We start from the raw sequence: 22,019 nt of genomic DNA, 5'->3' as shown, positions 1-22,019 counted from the left end.
AATGACAGTACAAAGAAAAAAAATATCTTTAATCGGTGCAGGAAATATCGGTGGAACTCTTGCCCATATGATTGCACTAAGGGAACTCGGCAATGTTGTTTTACTTGATATTAGTGATGGAATACCGCAAGGTAAAGCACTCGACATAGCAGAATCATCCCCTATTGATGGATTTAATTCTGGTTTAACTGGAACTAATCAATACAAAGATATAGAAAATTCTGATGCAATCATCATAACAGCAGGCATTGCTAGAAAACCTGGAATGAGCAGGGATGACCTCCTGCAAACCAATGCTAAAGTAATGAAGGAGGTTGGTGAAAATATTAAGAAGTATTCTCCAAATGCGTTTGTAATAGTGGTTACCAACCCTTTGGATGCCATGGTTTCAGTGGTGCATAAATTTTCAAACCTTCCAGCTAATATGGTTGTTGGAATGGCAGGAGTGCTTGATTCTTCCCGTTTCCGTTATTTTCTTGCAAGTGAATTAAATATTTCAGTTGAAGATATATCTGCTTTTGTGCTTGGAGGACATGGTGACACTATGGTACCACTCATTAATTGCACTTCTATCGCTGGCATTCCACTTACCCAAGTTATCGATATGGGTCTCATTACGCAGAAAAAAGTTGATGAAATAGTTGAACGCACTCGCAATGGCGGTAAAGAAATAGTTGATCTGCTTAAGTCTGGATCTGCATACTACGCTCCTGCATCTTCAGCTATATGCATGTTAGAGTCATATTTAAAAGATAAAAGGCGTATATTACCATGTGCTGCTTACCTTAATGGTGAATATGGTGTAAAAGATTTGTTTATTGGTGTTCCTGTAATTATTGGAAAAAATGGAGTTGAAAAGGTCCTAGAAGTTAAGATGGATAATAGTGAACGAGAAATGTTCGATAAATCTGTGAATGCAGTGAAAGAACTATTTAGGCTCATAAGCAAATCAATGGTTTTATAGAACTTCCTTGTAGCTCAAGTTTCGTAAACAGCCTAAAAAAGTTGCTTGTGGTTATTTCTGCTACTTTGTCGGGTGACTCATTCCATAACTCTGCCAAACAATCCACAACATATTTTACCATTGCTGGTTCGTTCTTTTTTCCTCTGTAAGGCTCAGGTAATAGATACGGTGCATCAGTTTCAACCAAAACACGTTCGCGTGGTACACCTTGTGCAATTCCTCTGAGTAAGCTCGCATTTTTAAAAGTAATGATTCCAGAAAATGAAATATATAACCCTAAATCTATAGATTGATAAGCAAGCTCTTTAGAGGAAGCAAAGCAGTGCATTACTCCACTAAAAGCACAGGTTTTCATTTCTGACTTTAACATATCGATCATCTCACTATCAGCACTCCTAGTGTGAATAACTAAAGGTAACCCTGTTATTCTTGCTGCTTCTATGTGTGATGCAAAACTTTTTTTCTGATTGTCTTTGTTGTCAGATTTATAAAAATCTAACCCGGTTTCACCGATACTAATTACCTTTTGATTCTTAGTAAATTCAACTAATTCATCAGCATGTATACACTCACCGTTTTCTATAGCAGCATCAAGTGGATGTATACCAACAGAGAAGTAGACTTGATCGTAGGATGAAGAAATTTTTAATAATTTAGGGATATCATCAATGCTTACGCATATGTTATGCAAAATTTTTACACCATTTTGCTCTGCCCTTGAAATTACTTTTGGTATTTCATCATCGGAAAAATAAATCAAGTGGCAATGAGAATCTACTATCATGAGCTTATTGTAAATTTTACTCAATAATAGAGGTTTTTATTATAGAAGAAAACTCTTCTATCACTGTCTTATAAACTTCTTTTTTAAATGATATAGCATTGGCTACTAAATCATCTATACTTTGCCAACGCCACTCTTTGAACTCTGGATGATCAGTATAATTAATATCAATATCCTTATCCTCTCCATAAAATTTCATTAAGAACCACCTTTGCTTTTGACCAGAATATTTCCCATTCCAGCACTTTGGTATAACTTCTTCAGGCAAGTTGTAGTATATCCAATCCTTGCTTTTAGTTATAACCTTTACTTTATTAGTACCAACTTCCTCTAGCAACTCACGTAACGCTGCTTGTTCCAGTTCCTCACCATCATCAACACCTCCTTGTGGCATCTGCCAGTAAGAGTCGCTATCAAAGCGTTTTCCAATAAAGGCATGTCCTTGTCTGTTAAATAGCATTATGCCAACACAAGGACGATACTTATCTTTCTGCTCAACCACGAGTACGCTCTGTTTTTAAATGATTTGTTACAGAAGTTTTAATTAATTTTCCATTTTTTTCTTCCTTCATCTCTTCAACAATTTTCTTTGCAACTTCCTTTGCACTTAAGTTTGAGTTATCAATTTCAAGTGTACCTTCCGGTATAAATAGCCTTTTCCCTTCAATTCTTTTCATAACAAAATCCGAATCAATAATTTTATTTTTCCGGCATCTCTCCTTTGAGTGAATACGCCTTGCTAGTTCTTCGTCATTACAATGTAACACTACAGGAAGAATTTCCATATCCATTTTTTTACTTAAATTTACCACAGAGTTGTATATTCTCTGATCATAGGGGTCACCCTCTATCAATTCATTTGTAAATATATAATGTTTTGATTTTATGTAGTGTTTTTCTAGTATTGCTAATATATTTTCCCTAACTGCAAAAATTTTTTCCCATAGTTCATCTGGAACTTCAGCATCCTGCAATTTAACAATATCAAATATAATATTATTGAATAGATTATTGCTTACTATTACTGCATCAATGATTTTACACAGTTCCTTTGCAGTAGTAAACTTACCACTGCCTGGAAAGCCGATTAAGTAGATGAGAGTCTTGTCCATAATGAATACTAGTAGAAAGCTATTTTCAATTATATATAAAAGTATATCATTGTACATGCTAAAAACATGATGATAAAATAGATGCAGGTAATACCTTTTTAACGAACAGTCGCGTTGAAAATAGTTCATATTTAGAGATTTTGAGTGTATAATTATAAGTAAATTAAATAATTTAAGATGATGACTAATGTATCCAGTGATACAGAATCAATAAAAAGCATGATTGTAAGTATAATAGATCAAAATAAAGGTCACGATATAGTTACTCTCGATGTGCAGAATAGAACCATTATTGCAAAATATATGATTATTGCATCTGGTGATTCAAGTCGCCATGTGAAAGCGTTAGCTGAACACGTAATAAAAAGTCTCGAGCGACATGATAAAATAGATGTAGAAGGTATGGATGAAGGCAATTGGGTGATTTTGAATTTTCAAGGCATAATGGTTCACATATTCAGGTCAGAAGTAAGGGAGTATTATAAAATAGAAGAGTTATGGAACTGATTGCCTGGATAGCTGGTGCACAACTGCACAAACGTTGTAATTTTGAAGGCAACTCCTGCACAGGTAGTGGTGTCATGAAAGTAGCTGACACTGGAATCCAGTTTTTCATGCAATTTCATCGAAAACGTTGTATAGTGTGCTTGTTTATAATTAAGTTTTCTGGATCCCAGTGTTGGCTACTTGGATGACATCTTTCCCTATTAGGGTTACCTTCGGCATTAATGACAGGATAGACTGGGGTTTATAAAATGAAACACAAGTCCGAGTTTTTAAATTTTATCCAAGAAAGAGGGTACCTATACCAATGTACAAATATTGAAGAGTTAGATCAGCTATTATCCGAAAATAATCATATAGTCGCATACATTGGGTTTGATTGCACAGCACCAAGTCTTCATGCTGGTCACCTAATTCAGATTATGATGCTCCGTCACCTGCAGAAATTTGGTTATAAGCCGATAGTCTTACTTGGAGGTGGCACAACAAAAATTGGTGACCCATCCTTCAAAGATAAAGCAAGAAGCATCTTGCCCGTAGAGAACATCAATCAAAATACATCCAGCATAAGGAGAATATTAGAGAAAATGGTGTCTTTTAATGACAGCAAGACTGGTGCAATGATAGTAAATAACGCAGATTGGTTGGATAACATAAAATACATAGATTTTTTGCGTGATATAGGAGCTTATTTTTCTGTAAATCGTATGCTAAGTTTTGATAGTGTGAAAACCAGGCTGGATAGAGAGCAAACCTTAAGCTTTCTGGAATTTAATTACATGCTATTACAGGCTTATGATTTTGTTGAGTTGAATAAAAAGCATGGCTGTCGTCTGCAGATTGGAGGGTCAGACCAGTGGGGAAATATAGTAAACGGAATTGAGCTTGGAAAAAAGTTGAATTTACCTGAGCTGTTTGGCCTTACTGCCCCTCTTTTATTGAATGCTCAAGGGGTAAAAATGGGCAAAACTGAAAGTGGAGCAGTGTGGCTTGATGATAATATGCTAAAGCCTTACGACTACTGGCAATATTTTCGCAACGTTGATGATCAAGATGTTGGACGTTTTTTGAGATTGCTCACTGATGTGTCAATTGATGAGATCAAAAAGTTAGAATCCTTAAAAGATCAGGAAATAAATGAAGCAAAAAAAGTTTTAGCAACAGAGGTGACAAAAATATGTCATGGTGACAAAGAAGCGGAACTTGCACTATCTGCTGCAGTCTCTGCTTTTGAGAATGAAGATAGCTCACTACTTCCTGATTACATCATAAAAAAAGCACAAGTTGCAAGCGGCATATCCTTAGTAAACCTACTGCGTGACACCGGTTTTGAACCTTCAAAAGGCGCAGCAAAGCGTTTAATACAGGGCAACGGGTGCAAAGTTAATGATAATATTATAAATGACGTTAACTATATAATAAATTTCGAGAGCTTTAAAGGTCAGCCATTTATAAAATTATCTGCAGGAAAGAAGCGCCATATTAAAGTTGTGGTAGATTAGGTCTCGAAGTAAGAAAACAAATTTTATACAAGTGAGAAATTAGATAATGATGATATGAATGACTTAAATCAAATATATTTATCTAATCATAAGCCTATATCGAATCTCTTTTTAAATTTGGATATTATTACGTTACGTGAAGCATTAGAATATGTACATGAGCTGCCTTATGGACGCAATTTTGACCGCACAGATTGTATATCAGTATTCAATGAAAGACGAGGAACGTGTAGTACAAAACATGCTCTGATTTATAAGTTAGGTTGCGAATGTGAAATCGACATAACGCTACACATAGCTGTCTTTATGATGAATAAAGTGAACACTCCGAAAGCTTCTGCAATTCTAAATGAGTATAACTTACTACACATTCCAGAAATGCATTGCTATCTTCGTTACGAAAGCCGAACTATTGACATAACTTTTCCAGGAAATAACATGTTATTAAAACTGACAGAGGAAGAAAAAATTGAGCCAGAACACCTTGGAAGCTATAAAATAGAAAAGCATAAACAATTTATTGAGAGCTGGCTGATCAGTAACCCAACCATACCGTATAACATGGAGCAAATTTTCAAAATTCGAGAATTATGTATAAAGCGATTGGAAAGATAGTAGAAAGCGAAATTCTATTATATATAGCTAAAGTGGCTTAGGTTTACCTACAATTTGAAAAACAACAAATTCGTCATTCCGCTACTCGTTAGCGGAATCTATGCTGAGATACCGCGAATGAATCCATAGCTGTACGAACATTCATTTTTGAAGGTAAATTGCACAGCAAATGGTGTCATTCCAGTGCTTGACACTGGAATCCAGGAATTTTGCTTATAACTGAGCTGATGAGCTAAAGGTAGTTGTCTTACGCTAAAACAAACGTTTTTAATTAAGTTGCATAGAAGCTGGATCCCAGTGTCTGGGCACTGGGATGACACCCCACTGGTGGCCCAAACTACAACGTTCGTACAGTTGTGGAATGAATCGCGGTATGACGTAGGGAAACCTTTCTTGAGTTAGCTATAGCACTATAAAGTTGTCCGCAGGGCCATATAAAAGTTGTGGTGGGTTAATAAATTTTTATGGAAGAAAGGATATATTAGAAAATTGAGGGCTTTATATATGAAATAAGGAGGCAAAAATGAGACTGTATTATAAAGATATCACAGGTCTTATCAAAGAACCCTACCTCTCTAGCGGAAGAGATTATTTTAACAAAGGAAAGGTACAGATTATATCTGTTAATGAATCTCAAGCTAAATCAAAGGTAGTTGGATCAAATGTATATCGAGTAACACTAAAGCACGATGGTCCTCTTTTCAGTGGAACATGTTCCTGCCCTGCATTCTGTTACTTTGGTCCATGTAAGCATATGGCTGCAACAGGTTTTGCTTTGATTGATCTTGACAGAGAGGAGTATCGGTCGTCTGCGCGCCCAGATGAACAGACTCTCTTTGAAAGGTTTTTACTTAAAAAAACAAAGCAAGAGCTAATTTCAATAATTACTCGTTCCAGTGAACATTATCCTGAGATTTTTGAAGAACTAGAGGATAAAGAATATGAGCAATTCACTCAAAGTAAGTTTTCAAAATCCGAGAATTATGTATAAAGTGATTGGAAAGATGGTGAGATCAGGTAATCTATAGCTGATCCAAGGAAGACATCATACCGCCGCGGCGCTAACAAGTAGCGGGATGACGGTTGTCGTTTAGCCATAAATGTTTAAGAAATTTACCAAACGAAAAAAAAGGCAAAAGAAGCCTTAGTCATTGTCTATTTTCAGTATTGGCGTTTTTTAAGTCTTAAACACTGCAATTTAGCTGCTTTTAAATGCAACTCACCTTTGTTTAAATGTTTAAGAAATTTACTAAGCAGAAAAAAAGGCAAAAGAAACCCCGTGTTAGCTAGTTGTCACTTTCTAATCCTGCAAATTGGCGTTCTCTACTGTCTTAAACGCTTTGTAAGCGCGTTTCGGCTTATATAGCTAGAAATGTTGTGAAGACATAAGGTGCACATAGTGCGAAAAATTAAAAATAAGACGCCAAGTACGTTGTTTTTTTGCTGTTTAATCTGCACAGATGAAGATAACTGAATACCTTCAGTACCATGATAAGGGGGCTGGCGAAGGGTGTCAAGTAAGTTTTTTCGTTTCTGAGGGCTACTGAATAACGGCTACAATGTTTGTACAGCTATGTACATAGTGCTGGAACCAAAAAAAGAACCAAGTAGCTTGGCTACTTGGATGACAAAAGGTAATACAAGAAATCTATTGGCTCTCGTATACCTTAGTGAAACTTAACAAGTTTATCTATAGTTTTAGTGATGATTCTTGGAGTATCCGGAGAAACTGCTGAGCTCAGCCTATTTAACCGTTCTATAGCAAACTCGCTGTTCTCATTTGCTATGAAATCACATAAAATATTTTCTATATCCTTAGTAACACTTTCATGCTTCCTCAGAGGATGATTATGTGGATACCTATTGATGGTTCTGATGCTAGAATACTCAACAAAAGCTTGATCCTTAAAAGCAAGTTGTCTCAATTTCTCTTTGAATTTTCCTTCTTCCTCTTTTGCTAAAAGGCGGGACTTTATCAGTGATTTTATAATCAAATTTATAGCTTGATGTATTTCAGAATGCACTATAACTTTAATAGTATTTTCCTCTACTATACAATCATAAATACTTTTTTCGCTCTTTAATGACTCTATAAGCGTTCTGCTATTTTGTGAATTCAATTCCAAATTCTCTTCACTCATAGGAGTTATTATAAAGGTATTCTTATTTACTCTGATGTTAAATTGTGGAGAGCCTTCAGAAAAAGAAAATGCTACATTCTTAGATTCAAGTGCGTGATTGTATGCAGCAAAAAGGGTATGTGCTATAACACTGCTGGGCACCTTCATTTCATGTTTACTCAGGTGGTTCAATACATTTTCAACCTCATGATATGTAAAGTCTGTATCTTTTAGCAATTCAACAACTTCTCCGCCGTTGTGCTGTTTATACTCTATTCTCACTTCTTCTGTAAAAAGTGTTTTAGCTGCTATATGTTTATCAAGCACTGTGAAAATCTTGATGAAATTCTCTAAATCTTGTTTGTTAACTAATTCGATACTAATTAAGTTTCTGCTAATAATTGAAATATTTTTTGTCATTTTTTCCCACTAAAAAAACTCACTAAATGAATTGTATTTTTAATTCATTAAGAATTGTTTAAAGTAAGCATACTAGTTTTCATTTACGTATTACACGACAAAACAAGATAAAAAGTTACATAAAATCATCATGTGGTATAACACACTCTCCACATTCATCATTGCTGTTTGTGTAGGTTGTGACATCAGTGTGATTGTCATTATTATTTAGCATATCATCCAATTTTCCTTCTTTTTCAAGATCCATCAATTTGTCACACCCCCCAATGTGCTTATCGTTAATAAAGATCTGTGGAACTGTTCTAACGTTATACTTTGATTTTATGTCGTTAAATAGATCTGAGTTTTTGAGCACATCGATTTCTTCATATTTCACCCCTTTTTTATCCAGTAACTCTTTTGCTTTTTTGCAGAATGGGCAGTGATGCTTTACATATATTATAACTTTTCCTTTAGTATTTTTCACAATTTATCTCCGTAGCTTGCTAAAATATAGTTATTATATATAAGAAACATGTAAAAACATCAAATTGTATGAAAATTATTTATAATTGTGAGCAAGGGATAGAAAATAATATAGCACTAACCTTCGGAAATTTCGATGGCATTCATTTAGGACATGAATTTGCAATTTCCACTCTAAAGAAGGTAGCACAAGAAAGAGGATTACCCTCTGCAGTTTTAACTTTTGAGCCTCACCCATCAACTGTTTTATTTGGTAGAAACAATTTTAGGTTAATAGACCAAGAACAAAAAAAGGAACTAATCAGCAGCTATGGTATAGATTACTTGTATATTATTAATTTTAGTAGAGGTTTTTCTGAGGTTAGCTGCGATGACTTTATCAGTGAGATTTTAATAGATAAATATGGCGCTAAACACATAATTGTCGGAGAAAATTGTACTTTTGGTCATAAACGATTGGGTGATATATTAACTCTAGAGAAATATTCTGAAACATATGGATACTCTTTGACTAAATTAGAGCCATTAATAATTGACGGCAAAATTTGCTCTTCTTCTTCAATCAGAGAGTATGTACAGAAAGGTGAAATAGACATTGCTAATAAATTACTTGGTAGACCTTATCAAGTTTCTGGTGTTGTGACAAAGGGTGCGTGTAGAGGTAGAGAAATAGGATTCCCAACCATAAATATTCCTATAGAAGATTGCATGATAAAACCAAAATTTGGTACATATTACGCTAAAGTGATGTTTTCTTATAATAACCCAAACTGGTTATATGGAGTAGTCAATATTGGTATGAGACCTACATTTAAGGATCTGAAAAAGCCTATAATAGAAATGCACATATTCGATTTTGATGAAGACTTATATAATCATAAAGTTAATATACAACTTTTAAAATTCATAAGGTCAGAAAAAAAATTCCATAGTATTGAGGAGTTAACAAAACAGATAAATTATGATATACTTAAAATTTATAGGTTAAAGGCAAATTTATGAAAAAGTTATGCTTAATTGTTATATTAATTATAGTATTGATTGACCAAACGAGCAAATTGTACATAAACTCATTGATTGATGAGGGAGAATCAATTGAGATCGCTAGCTTTATAAAGCTAGTTGAAGTTTGGAATTCAGGCATTAGTTTTGGAATGTGTAGCGCTTTACCGCATGGCGGTTTCTTTTTTTCAGCATTTTCAATACTAATAATTGGTATACTTGCATACTTGATATACAAGTCTGATGATCAGTCAACTTACCTTGGGTTTTCTCTGATGATTGGTGGAGCAATCGGAAACGTAGTTGATAGGATTTATTGGGGAGCTGTATATGATTTCATATATTTTCATATTGATGATTGGTATTGGCCAGCTTTTAATTTAGCGGATTTATCTATAGTTTGTGGAATGTTTACATTGTTATATAAGTGGTATATATACGATATGTTTATTTCCAAACAAAATGAGGAATAAAATAATTGTTTTTATATTAGGTCGAAATAATGCTTCATAAGTTTTTTAGTTTTCTTATACTACCTGCACTCTTTTTTACTTACCCAATTTCTTTGAAGGCTTTAAGCATAGAGCACGACATAAAACATGCTAAACTCAGTAACGGACTAGATGTCTATGTTGTTCCTAATCATCGGATTCCAGCCGTTTTACATGCAGTAATATACAAAGTTGGGGGAATGGATGATCCAATTGGCAAAGCAGGATTGGCTCACTACTTTGAACATTTAATGTTTGAAACTACAGGGAAGTTCACAGATATAGAAGCCACTATGAGTAGCATTGGGGCCCAGTTTAATGCGTTTACTACTAAGGAATATACCTGTTACTACGAATTAGCCCTTAAAAATGACTTACCACTGGCAATGGAAGTTGAAGCAGACAGAATGGGCAATTTTAATGTTACTCAAGATAAAATAGAAAGAGAAAAAAACATTGTACTGGAAGAGAGGAAGATGAGATTTGATAATCATCCTAACAACTTATTACGGGAAGAAATGAATAGTGCATTTTACCGTAATGGCTATGGTAGATCTGTTATTGGCTGGGAGAGCGATATTAAAACTTACAATCAGGATGACATAGTGAGGTTTCATAATAACTATTATCACCCCGGCAATGCAATATTATTGATTGTTGGTGATGTGGAATTTGATGAAGTTGTGAAGCTAGCAGAAGAAAAATATGGTGACATTAAGTCTAAGGCAGTAATTAGGCATTATCCAAATCAGGATCCAGTTCATAATGCAGGCTTATCGGTGATTTTAGAGAGCACTGAAGTAAAAGAACCAGTTTTATATTTTCGTTATCGTGTTCCCTTATTTGATCACATAAATGAAGCCTCTGCTGCTCATTTAGCGGTTGACATTTTAGGTGGCGGCAAATCCAGCAAACTGTATAAAGATTTGGTTCTAGATAAAGATGTGGCAGTATCAGTATCTGCTTATTACAATAGTTTAACTTTTAGTGATGGCTATATTGATATTCAGGTCATTCCAAAAAGTGGGGTTAATTTAGGCACTGTTGAAAGAGAATTAGAAAATTCTATTAATAATTTTATGTCCACAGGAATAACAAGCGAGGAATTGCAAAACTCGAAGTATAGGTACAAGGCAGCACAGTTTGACAATTTATCCAGTTTAAATAGTATAGCATTTTTTTATGGCTCACACTTAGCGCTTGGTATTCCACTTGATGAAATAGATATTTCATATAGCAAGATTAATGATGTCAATCTAGAGGATGTAAATAATAAAATCTGTGCTATTTTTTCTGCTAATAAGTTAATTGGTCGTTTGTTGCCAAAAGGAGATGATAATGAGAATAAGTAAATTTGTACTCCTATTTTTTTTCTGTCTAGGCTTTAATTTACAAGCAAGTGGTAACCTAAATATAGAGGAGGTCACTACCCGTAAAGGATTTAAGTTTCTATTTGTTGAAAACCACGATTTACCAAAAATTTCACTTAATATATCATTCAAAGATGCAGGTTATGCATATGAAAATGTAGAAAAACAAGGACTTACCTGGTTTACTTCTCTTATAATTCAAGAAGGGGCAGGAAAAAATGATGCCAAAGATTTTGCAAAAAGGCTAGAAGATAAAGGGATTAGTTTAAATTTTATTGCTGGTTTAGAAGCATTTAGAGTTTCATTAGATGCTTTATCAGAAAATCTTGAAGAAGGTATTTCATTATTGAGCGACGCTATAATGCGTCCTAAAGTTGACCCTGAAGGGTTGAATAGAGTTTTCGAGAAAGCCAAAGTTGATTTTAATAATCTTGAAAAAAATCCTTTTTTTGTTGCTGGAAAAGAATTGAATACGTTATTGTTTAAAAAACATCCTTACTCAAAAAGTGAATATGGAACTCTTGACACTGTAATGAGCATTACTAGAGATGATGTTTTAACATACATAAAGCGTAATTTTGCTAAAGATAACATAGTTATCAGTGTTGCTGGTTGTGCAAAAAAAGAAGAAATTATTACATTATTAGATAAATATTTATCTAAATTGCCGTCAAAAAGATCAAAAGTTAGAAAAATACCTGTGAAAAATGATTTTGGTCCTGCAGAGAATAAAAACATTTTTATGGATATACCACAGAGTGTAATATTTTTTGCTCAAAAAGGCATAGCTTATGAAGATCCAGACTACTATAATGCTCAAGTCTTGATTAATGCGCTTGGCAGCATGGGGCTGAATTCAATATTAATGAAAGAACTGAGGCAAAACTTAGGCATTACTTATGGTGTTTATGCGAGTATTATTCTCAATAAACATGGGAACATTATGATTGGAAGTCTTAGTACTGATAGTTCTACTGCCAGTCAATCAATATCAGCGGTAAAAGATACATTTAGCAGGATAAAAAAGGAAGGAATTGATGAGCAGTTGTTTCGGGATACAAAAATTAGTATGGTAAATTCCTATGTTTTCTCTATGTTTAATAATAACAACATAGTTGCAAAACTAAATAATATTCAGACAAACAACCGCGATATTAACCATATAAATGATTTTGTGAGCTATATTAATGACGTTAAATTAGAGAAAGTAAACGAACTGGCAAGCTCTTTACTGGAACCCGAAAATTTATTTTTTGTTGAAGTTGGGAGAAACACTTAAGGTCAATAATTAATATTTTCTGCTATTGATCTTACTGCTTCTACATAACACTTATGCTCCTCAGCTAGAATGCGTTCTGAGAGGCTTTGAATATCATCAGCTGGTAACACTGGCACAGCAACTTGAGCAATTATGGCTCCAGCATCAATTTCAGGAGTGACGTAATGTACAGTACAGCCTGCGATTTTTACTCCTGCTTTTAGAGCTTGCTCTTGAGCATTTAGGCCCTTAAAGGACGGAAGTAGAGAGGGATGAATATTTATCACCTTGTTATTCCATTTACTGAGAAAATTAGCTTGCAGGATTCTCATAAACCCTGCAAGGCAAATTAAATCAACCTTATGTTGAACAAATATTTCGTGAATTTTATCAGCATCAAGTGGTTTATCTCTAACAATAAACGCTGGCACTCCTGCTTGTTCTGCTATTTTTAGGCCAGCAGCTTCGCTATTATTTGTGATAGCGCACACAACTTCTGCAGGAAAATTACGATTTTGACATGCCTCTATCAAGGCCTGCATATTTGATCCCCTGCCTGAAATTAGTATCCCAAGTTTCACCTTTTTCATTTTGTGCAATTGATTTGGTGTAATAATTAATGTTAACAAAATAACTCAAAAAGTAAATCTATACCTAAAGTGACTTAGGTTTACCAACGATTTGAAAAACAACAAATTCGTCATTCCGCTACTTGTTAGCGGAATCTATCCTTGGCGGTATGACGTAGGAAAACCTTTCTTGGGTTAGGTGTGCCGTAGAGACACAAAGAATGTTCAAGTAAGAGCAAACTAAGTGCAAAAGCTACGCAATAGATGAGGGTGGGCCCCTCGGAGCCGGTTTACAAGAGCAGGCTTCAAACAACTATAAGCTGCTTTGGCAAGGTAGTGAGCGTTATGGAAAAGGCACAATTATATGTCATGTAAGGAATGGAGAGATGAACGAAAGTGAACCACTGATGAAGTGTCGAAACCTTTTAAATGACGTCAAAACCAGGGGTCTAACTTAACCTGGGATAAATCTATCGGGAGCTTGTTTACCGGATAGGTGGCGTCCGGCATAGAGGTGGCGTGAATCTATTTTGGGCTATTGCGTGGAACTGCGGGAACCTGTCGTTTCGATGATAAGGGAGAAATCCAAGGAGCTAAACTCCAAGGGTGAGAGTACCGATGCGAAAAACAGGGGCGCGTAGTAGTGAAGAAGTCTCTGTAATGGAAATGGAGCGAAGGGATTTAGTTTTAATTGTTTTGTCAACCAGAAATGGGATGAGCAATTGATTAAAACAGAGTCCTTGATTATGCTATAATTAGTAGCAAGGGCCGAATAATGGGAGCTGTGTGAGTCGAGAGGGTGCGCCGTGGTACGCATTAAGAAATACTTAGCAGAGCTAAGCGGGGTTCAGAATAAATGGCCTCGAGGTGAACAACTAACTTTAACCCGAAAGGGAAGGAGGACAAGAGCATGTATGTAAAGCGAGAGTTATCTGAAGATGTGTAAGATAACGGCTTGCAACACCTGATCAATATGGTTAAAGCTAAACTGCTTGAATTCTAATCTTCAGGGGTGGGACTTCACATCCATGGGTATCGCATTTAAAACCCCATGTCTACGGTAAGCACAGATTAAACTTTCGTTTGTGTGACATTCTGGCTGTAGAACGATAAGTAGTGAACTTATTTAAGAGGATGAATGGAAAACCTAAGTTGATCTAGAACAGTTCTTAGTGACGGAACATGGGATGACCTAAGGAACGCGAGTTCTATGGTTACGGAGTCATCGTAGTAGTCGTGAAAGTAACGAATCACCGGGGAGCGTGGGAAAGCCACATACAGGGCAAAGGGTGACAGATAATTGAATGTTGAAATTGGGAGGTACGCAAGATGCGGAAAGCTGAAACAATACTTAACATTATACGTGAACGTGGACAAAGAAATTTGCCGGTTAAAAACGTATATCGCCTACTTTATCAGCGTGATCTTTACCTTCGAGCGTATGGCAAACTTTGTCGTAATAAAGGTGCTATGACAGAAGGTGTGACAACTGAAACAGTTGATGGTATGTCTTTGGAGAAAATCGATAAAATCATAGAGGATTTACGCTATGAGCGATATCGGTGGACACCAGTAAAACGTATCTATATTTTAAAGAAGAGTGGTAAACGCAGGCCGTTAGGATTGCCAACATGGTCAAATAAGTTACTTCAAGAAGTAATCCGATTAATATTGGAAGCCTACTATGAGCCTAAATTTAGTGAATGTTCACATGGATTTCGACCAAAGCGTGGATGCCACACTGCATTAAGAGCAGTAATGCAAAAAGGCAGAGGTACAAAATGGTTTATAGAGGGAGATCTCAGTGCATGTTATGACTCAATTGATCATACTATGTTGTTGAAAATACTGAGTGAAAGCTTCCAAGATAACCGTTTTATTCAGCTAATCAATCGACTGCTAAAAGCAGGATATATGGAAAATTGGAAGTACAATAAGAGTCATAGTGGGGTACCACAAGGTTCTATTATTGGTCCAATTTTGAGTAACATATTACTCGATCGGTTAGATAAACATGTGGAACATATACTAATACCAGCAAATAACCGAGGTAAGCGAAGAAAGACAAATCCAAAATATTTAAGGTTAACCATGCAAGTATCGATGATGAGAAAACAAGGGAACTGGGATCAAGCAAAACAACTGCGTCAATTAGTGCAGGGTATGCCATCTAAGGATTCTTGTGATCTAAATTATCGACGTCTTTGGTATGTTAGGTATGCTGATGATATTCTGGTAGGGTTTGCAGGACCAAAAAATGAAGCTGAACAAATTAAAAATGAGATTGCTAAATTCCTCAATGAGGAGCTCAAACTTATGCTTAATGAAGATAAAACGCTTATTACACACGCGTGTGATAGCAAAGCCAATTTTTTAGGTTATAAAATACACGTCTTGCATGCAGATGATAAACATGATCATCGGACACAACGATGTATTAACGGTAGTATTGGGTTACGTGTACCACATCATATAAAGCAGAAAAAGTGTTCTGAATATATGCGTTGTGGAAAGCCTATACATTTACCTCAACGTACACTTGATACAGCTTACAGTATTGTTGCTCAGTATCAAACTGAATATCGAGGAATTGTACAATATTACAAAATGGCCTACAACCTTCACACACTAAGTTATTTGAAGTATGTGATGGAAGTATCATTAGTAAAGACTTTAGCATCTAAATACAAAACAACTTGCAGGAAAATTTATAGAAAATTTGGTGCAATGATTGAAAACGACGAAGGTGAAAAACGAAAAGTCATCCAAGTCAGAGTAGATCGTTTACCATCAAAGATACCATTAATTACACACTTTGGTGCTGTGTCACTAAAATGGAATAAATGGGTAAGTATAAGTGATAACCTTATACCAATATGGAATAAGCGTAGTGAAATAGAGCAAAGACTATTGGCACAAACTTGTGAATTATGTAAATCACAAGAGCAGATTGAAGTACATCACGTACGTAAACTTGCTGATTTGCTAGGTAAACGTAATACTGAGCTACCGAAATGGAAAAAGAGAATGATTGAACGACAGAGGAAGACTCTTGTTGTTTGTCATGAATGCCATAAGAAAATCCAATATGGAAAATATGATGGTGACTCCTTAAAACGTTAGATTATTGGAGAGCCACGTGATACGGAAACGATCATGCGTGGTTCGGAGAGGGGTTGTTGGAAAAGTACTTAACAAGTAACTCGCTGGCTGCCCACTCTACTATACAAAAAGGTATAGAGAAAGGAAAAATTGAAGGGAAAATTGAAGGGAAAATTGAAGGGAAAATTGAAGGGAAAATTGAAGTCGCAAAAGCAATGCTGGCTAATAATGTTGATGTCAACACTATTGTCAAGTTTACTGGCCTTTCTATTAGTGAGATTGAAGAATTAAGTGGAAATCTGTGAACGGTTACACTTGGAAAACCTTTGTGGCATAATTTAAGTGGGCAGCGTAGTCTACGATTACCGCATAATTTACTATATAGATATTCCAGAACATATAGACTTCAATTGAACACAGAAAAGATTCTTATCAAAGTTAATTACCCTTATTGTCAATAACTATTAGCTACAGACCAGTTCTTGTTAAGTTACAGTAAAGAAATGAGTCATATATAGCTAAACTGACTTAGATTTACCGACAATTTGAAAAACCGTCATTCCGCTACTAGTTAGCGCCGCGGCGGTATGACGTGTTGCTTGGGTCAGCTATAGCTAAAGTAACTTAGGTTCACCGACAATCTTCATTCCGCTACTAGTTAGCGGAATCTATCCGCAACGGCATGACGTGTTGCTTGGGTCAGCTATAGAATATAGATCAGAAGTGACAGAGCTTGAAAAAAGGCATAACATTCTTAATAAACGTAAAAAGCTTTATGAAAATCAGAGTTGGAGTAATAGGCTGCTTAGGCAGAATGGGCAAGAAAATACTCAATGAATTAATTACAAATGCCGAAGTGGAAATAGCAGGTGCTGTTGCCCGTTCAGGCAGTAAGTACATAGATTCAGATATTGGACCAATTATAGCCAATCTAGGAATCAAGGTTACAAGTTCTATTAGTGGCATATTTGAGTTATCCGACGTTGTAATAGATTTTACAACTAAAGAATGTATGTTAGACTGCCTTAAAGCAGCTGTAAAATTTAAAACACCGCTGGTTAGTGGCACAACTGGAATAGAAGGTGTCGATTTGAAAGAATATGCTGCTGAAGTTCCAATATTATGGTCAGCAAATATGAGTGTTGGGGTTAATGTGTTGCTGAAATTGGTAAAAAAAGCTGCTGAGCTTTTAGGTAATGAATATGACGTTGAGATTTGGGAAATGCATCATAACTTAAAAAAGGATTCACCATCTGGAACAGCTATAGAACTTGGCAAAACAATTGCTAACGCTTCAAAAGTGGATTTTCAGTCCAATCAATATTTACATAGTGGTTCAAACATAAGAAAAAAGGGGGGAATAGGTTTTGCAGTATCTCGTGGAGGTGGAGTAATAGGAGATCACAGCGTGATGTTTGTTAATTCTGATGAACGGATAGAACTAAACCACAAAGCAATTGATCGCACAACATTTGCTAGAGGAGCTGTTCAAGCAGCAGTATGGCTATATGAAAATAAAAGAGAAATTCCGGGGCTCTATTCAATGCAGGATGTGATATGAGCAATACACGTGCCTCTGTTAAAGATTTAAATCTCTGGTATGGCTCTAAGCAAGTTTTATTCGATATAAATTTGAATATTTATAAAAGAAAAGTTACTACTTTTATCGGACCATCCGGGTGCGGTAAATCAACATTTTTGCGTTGTTTTAATCGTATGAATGACTATGTACCTGGATGCAAAACTGTTGGTGAATTAGATATCGATGGGCTGGGTGATATATATTCACGCGATATGGATGTTGTGCTACTCAGAGCAAAAGTTGGCATGGTATTTCAAAAGCCAAATCCTTTTCCAAAATCAATATATGACAATGTTGCTTATGGGCCAAAACTGCATGGTATGGTGAAGGATAAGCAAAAATTGAATGAGATGGTGGAAAATAGTTTAACTAAAGTTGGCTTATGGGAAGAATTAAAAGACAGATTGCAAGATAGTGCACTCGATTTATCCGGTGGCCAACAACAGAGGCTATGCATCGCTCGCGCAATTGCAGTGAAGCCAACTATTTTATTAATGGATGAACCGTGCTCCGCTCTTGATCCAATGGCAACCAATGCAATCGAAAATCTTATACAAGAGCTGAAATTAAGGTTTACTATAATTATGGTAACTCATTCAATGAAGCAAGCTAAAAAGTTATCTGATAGTGTAATTTTCTTTCATAATGGCAGAATTGTTGAGTCTGGAAGCACTCAAGAAATATTCGAAAATGCTCAATCTCCCTTAACAAAGGAGTATATCCTGGATCATTAGGTTTCTGTCATCAAAGTAGCTTGGCTACTTTAAAAAATGTATCCGTATGCCGTATTTGTCATTCAGCATGGTAGCGGTTGGATCATTCAAAAAATACCACTTCATTCTTTTTGCTTCTAACTTTTCTATTTTTTACTGTAAATTTTTGCAGAGTTCTCTCACATTTACTCTCTGATTACCTTTTTGTCTTGCTTTGTTTATCTGTTTTAACGCTCCACTAAACGGATACCCAATTGTTCAACACTGTCTATTTCAATTTGTAAAGTGTCCTTTATAAACTTATCAGCCTGGTCTGTACTCATAAAAACTGTATGTTTATTGGGCATTAATTTTTCTATAGTGGCTCTATCTTTTTCGTCATATGTATATTTAAGAAGCTCATCAATTTCTTTGTCCTTCAGATGAGATGTGCAATTATAGCTATGCTTTTTGAGATCCAGAAATTTAGCAAAGCTATTACAATCGTTCTCATGGTGAAAGGTTACATTTATACCTACTATTTCGTCCGTTTCTTGCAACTTTCCATCTTTAGCTATCTGTGCCTTAGCAAGCGCAACTGTAGGTTTATGGCCATAATTTGCTCCAATAATCCTTCTTATTGAGTGTTCTATTGCCATTTTTTGCACTTTGGGATTTTCATCGAACTCTTTCAAAAAATTAAGGTGTAAGTTAATATATTCAGAGTATTTCAACCTGTGTTTTTTATGTATAGTTGGTTTGCAGGGCAGTTCATTTGTAGGTGACTTATAGCTTGCAAGAAGCAACTTTTGTTCATACTGTTCATTATATTCTTTTACCCCTTTAAAATGTCTTTCATATTGAGTCAATCCATCTTTTCCTTTTTCTCCATCCTTTTCAAGAATTCCTCTGCTGGCTCTTGTTTAGCTGGAATAATTTTGCGTATAAACGGAATTTGTTTTTGCAAGCCAACCCAATATGGTAAGCAGACAACTTTTGCATCTTTCGAAAATAGACCTTCTAATTTTTTCACTGCATTGTATAAGTTTGCTGATTCTGGTTTATAATGCCCACTATTATTGTCTATATAAGTTATTTTACCATTTACCACTTTTATTAAACCAGAACATAAAACTGGCCTACCACCTGCAAGAGTTGAATGACGATAAGCCCACTCGTTTTTATTAACATTAATATGTTCATGAGTTACCAATCTGCCATCAAGCGTGATCACATAAGCTACACAACCTTTTTTACCCTTACTAATTTTATCAGTTGTATCATATAGCTTGCCTTCTAAGTCGTATAACCTTAGTTCCCCATCTTCCTCACCAATAAATTTGCTTTGATCAAACTGTTCATCAGAGTTAAAATACTTAACCTTTGTATTAGTTCTAGGAATTTTTCTTCCTTTAACTCCAACTTCTGAAAATAAATTATAGCGTGGAAAAAAATATGTAAATTTACTTTCTATCCAGTGTAAAATTCTGTTTATAATACCAAAAACTTTTTTGTTACCTAAATCAATAGAGAGTTGCTGTTCTTTTGGTACTGTTTTATGATTGGACTTTGTACCAGATTTGCCAAATTCTTTGGCAGCATATTTAAACTTTTCTAGTAAATATTCCTTACGCTCTTTTGATACTGACATTTTTACCTCACCAACTATTATTTTATTTTATATTATCTTAGACAAAAAGTCAACTTTTTCCTTAATATATTAATAAATAGCTATTTCATTTGCAGCATTGAGCACAATACTATTTGTTTGTGGAGCAGAAGAACTTCCATGTTAGCGCAGGAAAACGCCTATGGTCTGGCTCTTGAATAGTTATGTAAGAAGTCTAATCCACTTTCAGTTCCTCAGTATGTAAATTGCGTGGTAAAGATTCTAATTCCTTTGCAGCACTTAAACTTTTATTTTTTGCATGTATACCAAGCTTATTGAATTCTCGGGCAGCAGGAAACACCCTTGCTTCAAGCGAACCAGCAGTTTTATTATAATGATCGACAGCACTTTTTAAGCTCCTGCGCAAATTATCAAAGTTTTCGCCCATTGTGCAAATGCGCTCATATAAAATATGACCTAGTTCACTGATTTTCTTTGCATTTTCAGCTATCATCTCTTGCTTCCATCCATATGCTATTGCTCTCAGCAATGCAATTAGAGTGATCGGTGTTGCAATGATCACTTTTTTTTCCACTCCAATCTCTATCAAAGCAGGCTCATATTCCAGTGCTGCGCTAAAAACCCCCTCCCCTGTTAAGAAAAGCACCACAAGTTCTGGCGTATTTTCAAATTGATTCCAATACTCTTTTTTACCCAAGTCATTTATGTGTTTTTTTATTGCCAGGGAATGATTCTTTAATTTCTCCTTTTGTATTTGCAAATCATTTTGTGATATAGCATCCATGTAAGAATCAAGCGGCACTTTAGCATCTATTATTATTTGCTTTCCAGATGGCATTTTGATTATTAAATCAGGACGCAATAAATTATCCTCGTTTTTATCAACCACTGACGGCTGAGTAAAAAAATCGCAATATTCAATCATTCCCGCCATTTCTACCACTCTCTTTAACTGCATTTCACCCCATTTTCCTCTAATGTGGGGCTTTCTCAAGGCATTAGCAAGGCTAGAAGTTTGGTTCATCAGCGCTCCAATTTGCTCCTTTAAACCTTCATAGGCCCCTACCCTCTCCTTTTCTAGCTCACGTATTTCGTTATCGAATTTTTCTAATTTTTCTTTTATTGGCGTTACAACTTCGTTGATCGTTGCTTGTCTTTTTTTGAAATCGCTTTCTGTTTCTTTTAATTTACTATCGATTACTTCCTTTGCTAAGTTCAGAAAATTATTGTTATTTGTCTGCAAAGCATCAAGAGAGAGCGCTTTAAAAGTGTTTGTTAATCTCTTCTCTGCTTTTGTTAGTAACTCTATTTCCTTTTTCTTTTCCTCACGTTCTTTTTGCAGAGTTACTTCAAGCTCTGCTCTTTTGACCCTTAAATCAACTATTTCTTCATTCTTTGTAAGTAAAGTTTGCTTTGTTTCTTGAAGCTCACGCTCTAATTTACATAAATTACCCTCAAGGTTTGCTTTCTTTTCGCTCAGTTTTTTTACAATAATGTAGAAAAATAGTAATAGAGAGACAACCAGAGCTATAGAATTGAAAAGCATCAGAATAAAAAAACTGCGTTTACAATTCTATATGATTTTTGTGTGTATAGCTATAAGTAACAACGTCATACCGCACACAACTGTACGAATGTCTAGTTTAGTTATAAAATGTATATAAAATATTAACCGCTGATGTCATCCCAGTGCGTGACACTGGGATCCAAATTTTTTAGACTGGATCTTATGGTCAAGCCCACAGATGTATGAACATTGTCTACCAGGAGGGTGTCATCCCAGTGCTTGACACTGGGATCCAGGAATTTTATTAAGTTGGTAAGCATAAAAGTAGCC

At 35.4% G+C, this 22,019-nt stretch carries 20 protein-coding genes and 2 pseudogenes; 14 read left to right on the top strand and 8 right to left on the bottom strand.

What is annotated here, in order from left to right; translation table 11 throughout:
- Position 1 precedes the first annotated feature (1 nt).
- Positions 2 to 964: a malate dehydrogenase gene (gene mdh / locus ABWU38_RS02610; RefSeq protein ID WP_253307177.1), complete on the top strand. Its 963-nt coding sequence runs from the start codon at positions 2 to 4 to the stop codon at positions 962 to 964.
- Here mdh and ABWU38_RS02605 read toward each other — a convergent pair.
- The 3 genes from ABWU38_RS02605 to ABWU38_RS02595 are packed head-to-tail and all read right to left on the bottom strand — an operon-like array spanning position 939 to position 2,860.
- On the bottom strand, positions 939 to 1,748 hold the full coding sequence (locus tag ABWU38_RS02605) for a TatD family hydrolase (protein ID WP_353272428.1): 810 nt from the start codon (positions 1,746 to 1,748) through the stop codon (positions 939 to 941). The genes mdh and ABWU38_RS02605 overlap by 26 nt on opposite strands.
- A gap of 16 nt (positions 1,749 to 1,764) precedes the next feature.
- Complete coding sequence (locus tag ABWU38_RS02600; RefSeq protein WP_253307175.1) at positions 1,765 to 2,250, bottom strand: RNA pyrophosphohydrolase; 486 nt, start codon at positions 2,248 to 2,250, stop codon at positions 1,765 to 1,767.
- Positions 2,243 to 2,860: an AAA family ATPase gene (locus ABWU38_RS02595; protein WP_253307174.1), complete on the bottom strand. Its 618-nt coding sequence runs from the start codon at positions 2,858 to 2,860 to the stop codon at positions 2,243 to 2,245. The genes ABWU38_RS02600 and ABWU38_RS02595 overlap by 8 nt, the downstream gene beginning before the upstream one ends.
- 180 nt (positions 2,861 to 3,040) lie before the next feature.
- Here ABWU38_RS02595 and rsfS point away from each other — a divergent pair, with 180 nt between their 5' ends.
- The 5 genes from rsfS (at position 3,041) to ABWU38_RS02565 (ending at position 6,472) form a co-directional block, all read left to right on the top strand.
- Positions 3,041 to 3,367, top strand: a complete 327-nt coding sequence (gene rsfS / locus ABWU38_RS02590) for a ribosome silencing factor (protein ID WP_253309997.1) — start codon at positions 3,041 to 3,043, stop codon at positions 3,365 to 3,367.
- Complete coding sequence (locus ABWU38_RS02585; protein WP_265017553.1) at positions 3,358 to 3,555, top strand: hypothetical protein; 198 nt, start codon at positions 3,358 to 3,360, stop codon at positions 3,553 to 3,555. Before rsfS ends, ABWU38_RS02585 begins: the two co-directional genes overlap by 10 nt.
- A 60-nt stretch (positions 3,556 to 3,615) precedes the next feature.
- Positions 3,616 to 4,866, top strand: coding sequence for a tyrosine--tRNA ligase (tyrS, locus tag ABWU38_RS02580; protein WP_253307173.1), 1,251 nt, complete (start codon positions 3,616 to 3,618; stop codon positions 4,864 to 4,866).
- A 54-nt stretch (positions 4,867 to 4,920) separates the two neighbouring features.
- Positions 4,921 to 5,481, top strand: a complete 561-nt coding sequence (locus ABWU38_RS02575) for a hypothetical protein (RefSeq protein WP_353272427.1) — start codon at positions 4,921 to 4,923, stop codon at positions 5,479 to 5,481.
- Positions 5,482 to 6,004: 523 nt separating this feature from the next.
- Entirely contained in the window at positions 6,005 to 6,472 is a 468-nt protein-coding gene (locus ABWU38_RS02565) for an SWIM zinc finger domain-containing protein (RefSeq protein WP_253309578.1), read from the top strand.
- Between the two features lie 676 nt (positions 6,473 to 7,148).
- On the opposite strand, the gene ABWU38_RS02560 is transcribed toward ABWU38_RS02565, so the two are convergent.
- Both ABWU38_RS02560 and grxC read right to left on the bottom strand, forming a co-directional pair.
- On the bottom strand, positions 7,149 to 8,021 hold the full coding sequence (locus tag ABWU38_RS02560) for a hypothetical protein (protein ID WP_264688001.1): 873 nt from the start codon (positions 8,019 to 8,021) through the stop codon (positions 7,149 to 7,151).
- 115 nt (positions 8,022 to 8,136) lie between these two features.
- Entirely contained in the window at positions 8,137 to 8,487 is a 351-nt protein-coding gene (grxC, locus tag ABWU38_RS02555; protein WP_164224674.1) for a glutaredoxin 3, read from the bottom strand.
- A gap of 68 nt (positions 8,488 to 8,555) precedes the next feature.
- On the opposite strand from grxC, the gene ribF reads away from it, so the two are divergent.
- Genes ribF through ABWU38_RS02535 form a run of 4 tightly spaced genes read left to right on the top strand, consistent with a single transcriptional unit; the run spans position 8,556 to position 12,628 of the window.
- On the top strand, positions 8,556 to 9,488 hold the full coding sequence (ribF, locus tag ABWU38_RS02550) for a riboflavin biosynthesis protein RibF (RefSeq protein WP_264687999.1): 933 nt from the start codon (positions 8,556 to 8,558) through the stop codon (positions 9,486 to 9,488).
- Positions 9,485 to 9,961: a signal peptidase II gene (gene lspA, locus ABWU38_RS02545; protein WP_096617753.1), complete on the top strand. Its 477-nt coding sequence runs from the start codon at positions 9,485 to 9,487 to the stop codon at positions 9,959 to 9,961. The genes ribF and lspA overlap by 4 nt, the downstream gene beginning before the upstream one ends.
- A 29-nt stretch (positions 9,962 to 9,990) precedes the next feature.
- On the top strand, positions 9,991 to 11,331 hold the full coding sequence (locus ABWU38_RS02540; protein WP_253309575.1) for a M16 family metallopeptidase: 1,341 nt from the start codon (positions 9,991 to 9,993) through the stop codon (positions 11,329 to 11,331).
- Positions 11,318 to 12,628 (top strand): M16 family metallopeptidase, encoded by a 1,311-nt coding sequence (locus ABWU38_RS02535; protein WP_265016709.1) that lies wholly within the window; start codon positions 11,318 to 11,320, stop codon positions 12,626 to 12,628. The genes ABWU38_RS02540 and ABWU38_RS02535 overlap by 14 nt, the downstream gene beginning before the upstream one ends.
- Before the next feature lie 2 nt (positions 12,629 to 12,630).
- Here ABWU38_RS02535 and purN read toward each other — a convergent pair whose 3' ends face one another.
- The gene (gene purN / locus ABWU38_RS02530) at positions 12,631 to 13,197 is read right to left on the bottom strand and encodes a phosphoribosylglycinamide formyltransferase (RefSeq protein ID WP_187297655.1); all 567 of its coding nucleotides are present in this window, start codon (positions 13,195 to 13,197) and stop codon (positions 12,631 to 12,633) included.
- A 1,308-nt stretch (positions 13,198 to 14,505) separates the two neighbouring features.
- On the opposite strand from purN, the gene ABWU38_RS02525 reads away from it, so the two are divergent.
- The 4 genes and pseudogenes from ABWU38_RS02525 to pstB all read left to right on the top strand — a co-directional run bounded on the left by ABWU38_RS02525 (position 14,506) and on the right by pstB (position 18,594).
- Positions 14,506 to 16,299: a reverse transcriptase/maturase family protein gene (locus ABWU38_RS02525; protein ID WP_253309139.1), complete on the top strand. Its 1,794-nt coding sequence runs from the start codon at positions 14,506 to 14,508 to the stop codon at positions 16,297 to 16,299.
- A gap of 47 nt (positions 16,300 to 16,346) precedes the next feature.
- Positions 16,347 to 16,583: pseudogene (locus tag ABWU38_RS02520) on the top strand (transposase); the annotation flags it as partial.
- A 470-nt stretch (positions 16,584 to 17,053) separates the two neighbouring features.
- The gene (dapB, locus tag ABWU38_RS02515; protein WP_253307334.1) at positions 17,054 to 17,839 is read left to right on the top strand and encodes a 4-hydroxy-tetrahydrodipicolinate reductase; all 786 of its coding nucleotides are present in this window, start codon (positions 17,054 to 17,056) and stop codon (positions 17,837 to 17,839) included.
- The gene (gene pstB, locus ABWU38_RS02510) at positions 17,836 to 18,594 is read left to right on the top strand and encodes a phosphate ABC transporter ATP-binding protein PstB (RefSeq protein WP_253307333.1); all 759 of its coding nucleotides are present in this window, start codon (positions 17,836 to 17,838) and stop codon (positions 18,592 to 18,594) included. The genes dapB and pstB overlap by 4 nt, the downstream gene beginning before the upstream one ends.
- 206 nt (positions 18,595 to 18,800) lie before the next feature.
- Here the strand turns inward: pstB and ABWU38_RS08400 are convergent.
- Both ABWU38_RS08400 and rmuC read right to left on the bottom strand, forming a co-directional pair.
- Positions 18,801 to 20,203 (bottom strand): annotated as a pseudogene (locus ABWU38_RS08400) (hypothetical protein).
- A gap of 193 nt (positions 20,204 to 20,396) precedes the next feature.
- Positions 20,397 to 21,728: a DNA recombination protein RmuC gene (rmuC, locus tag ABWU38_RS02495; RefSeq protein ID WP_353272424.1), complete on the bottom strand. Its 1,332-nt coding sequence runs from the start codon at positions 21,726 to 21,728 to the stop codon at positions 20,397 to 20,399.
- Between the last annotated feature and the right edge of the window lie 291 nt (positions 21,729 to 22,019).

It is taken from the genome of Wolbachia endosymbiont (group A) of Urophora cardui (genome assembly GCF_964028435.1).
In the GTDB taxonomy this organism is placed as follows: domain Bacteria; phylum Pseudomonadota; class Alphaproteobacteria; order Rickettsiales; family Anaplasmataceae; genus Wolbachia.
Note: the sequence above shows the minus strand (reverse complement) of the source record. Positions and strands in the feature narration are given on the sequence as shown.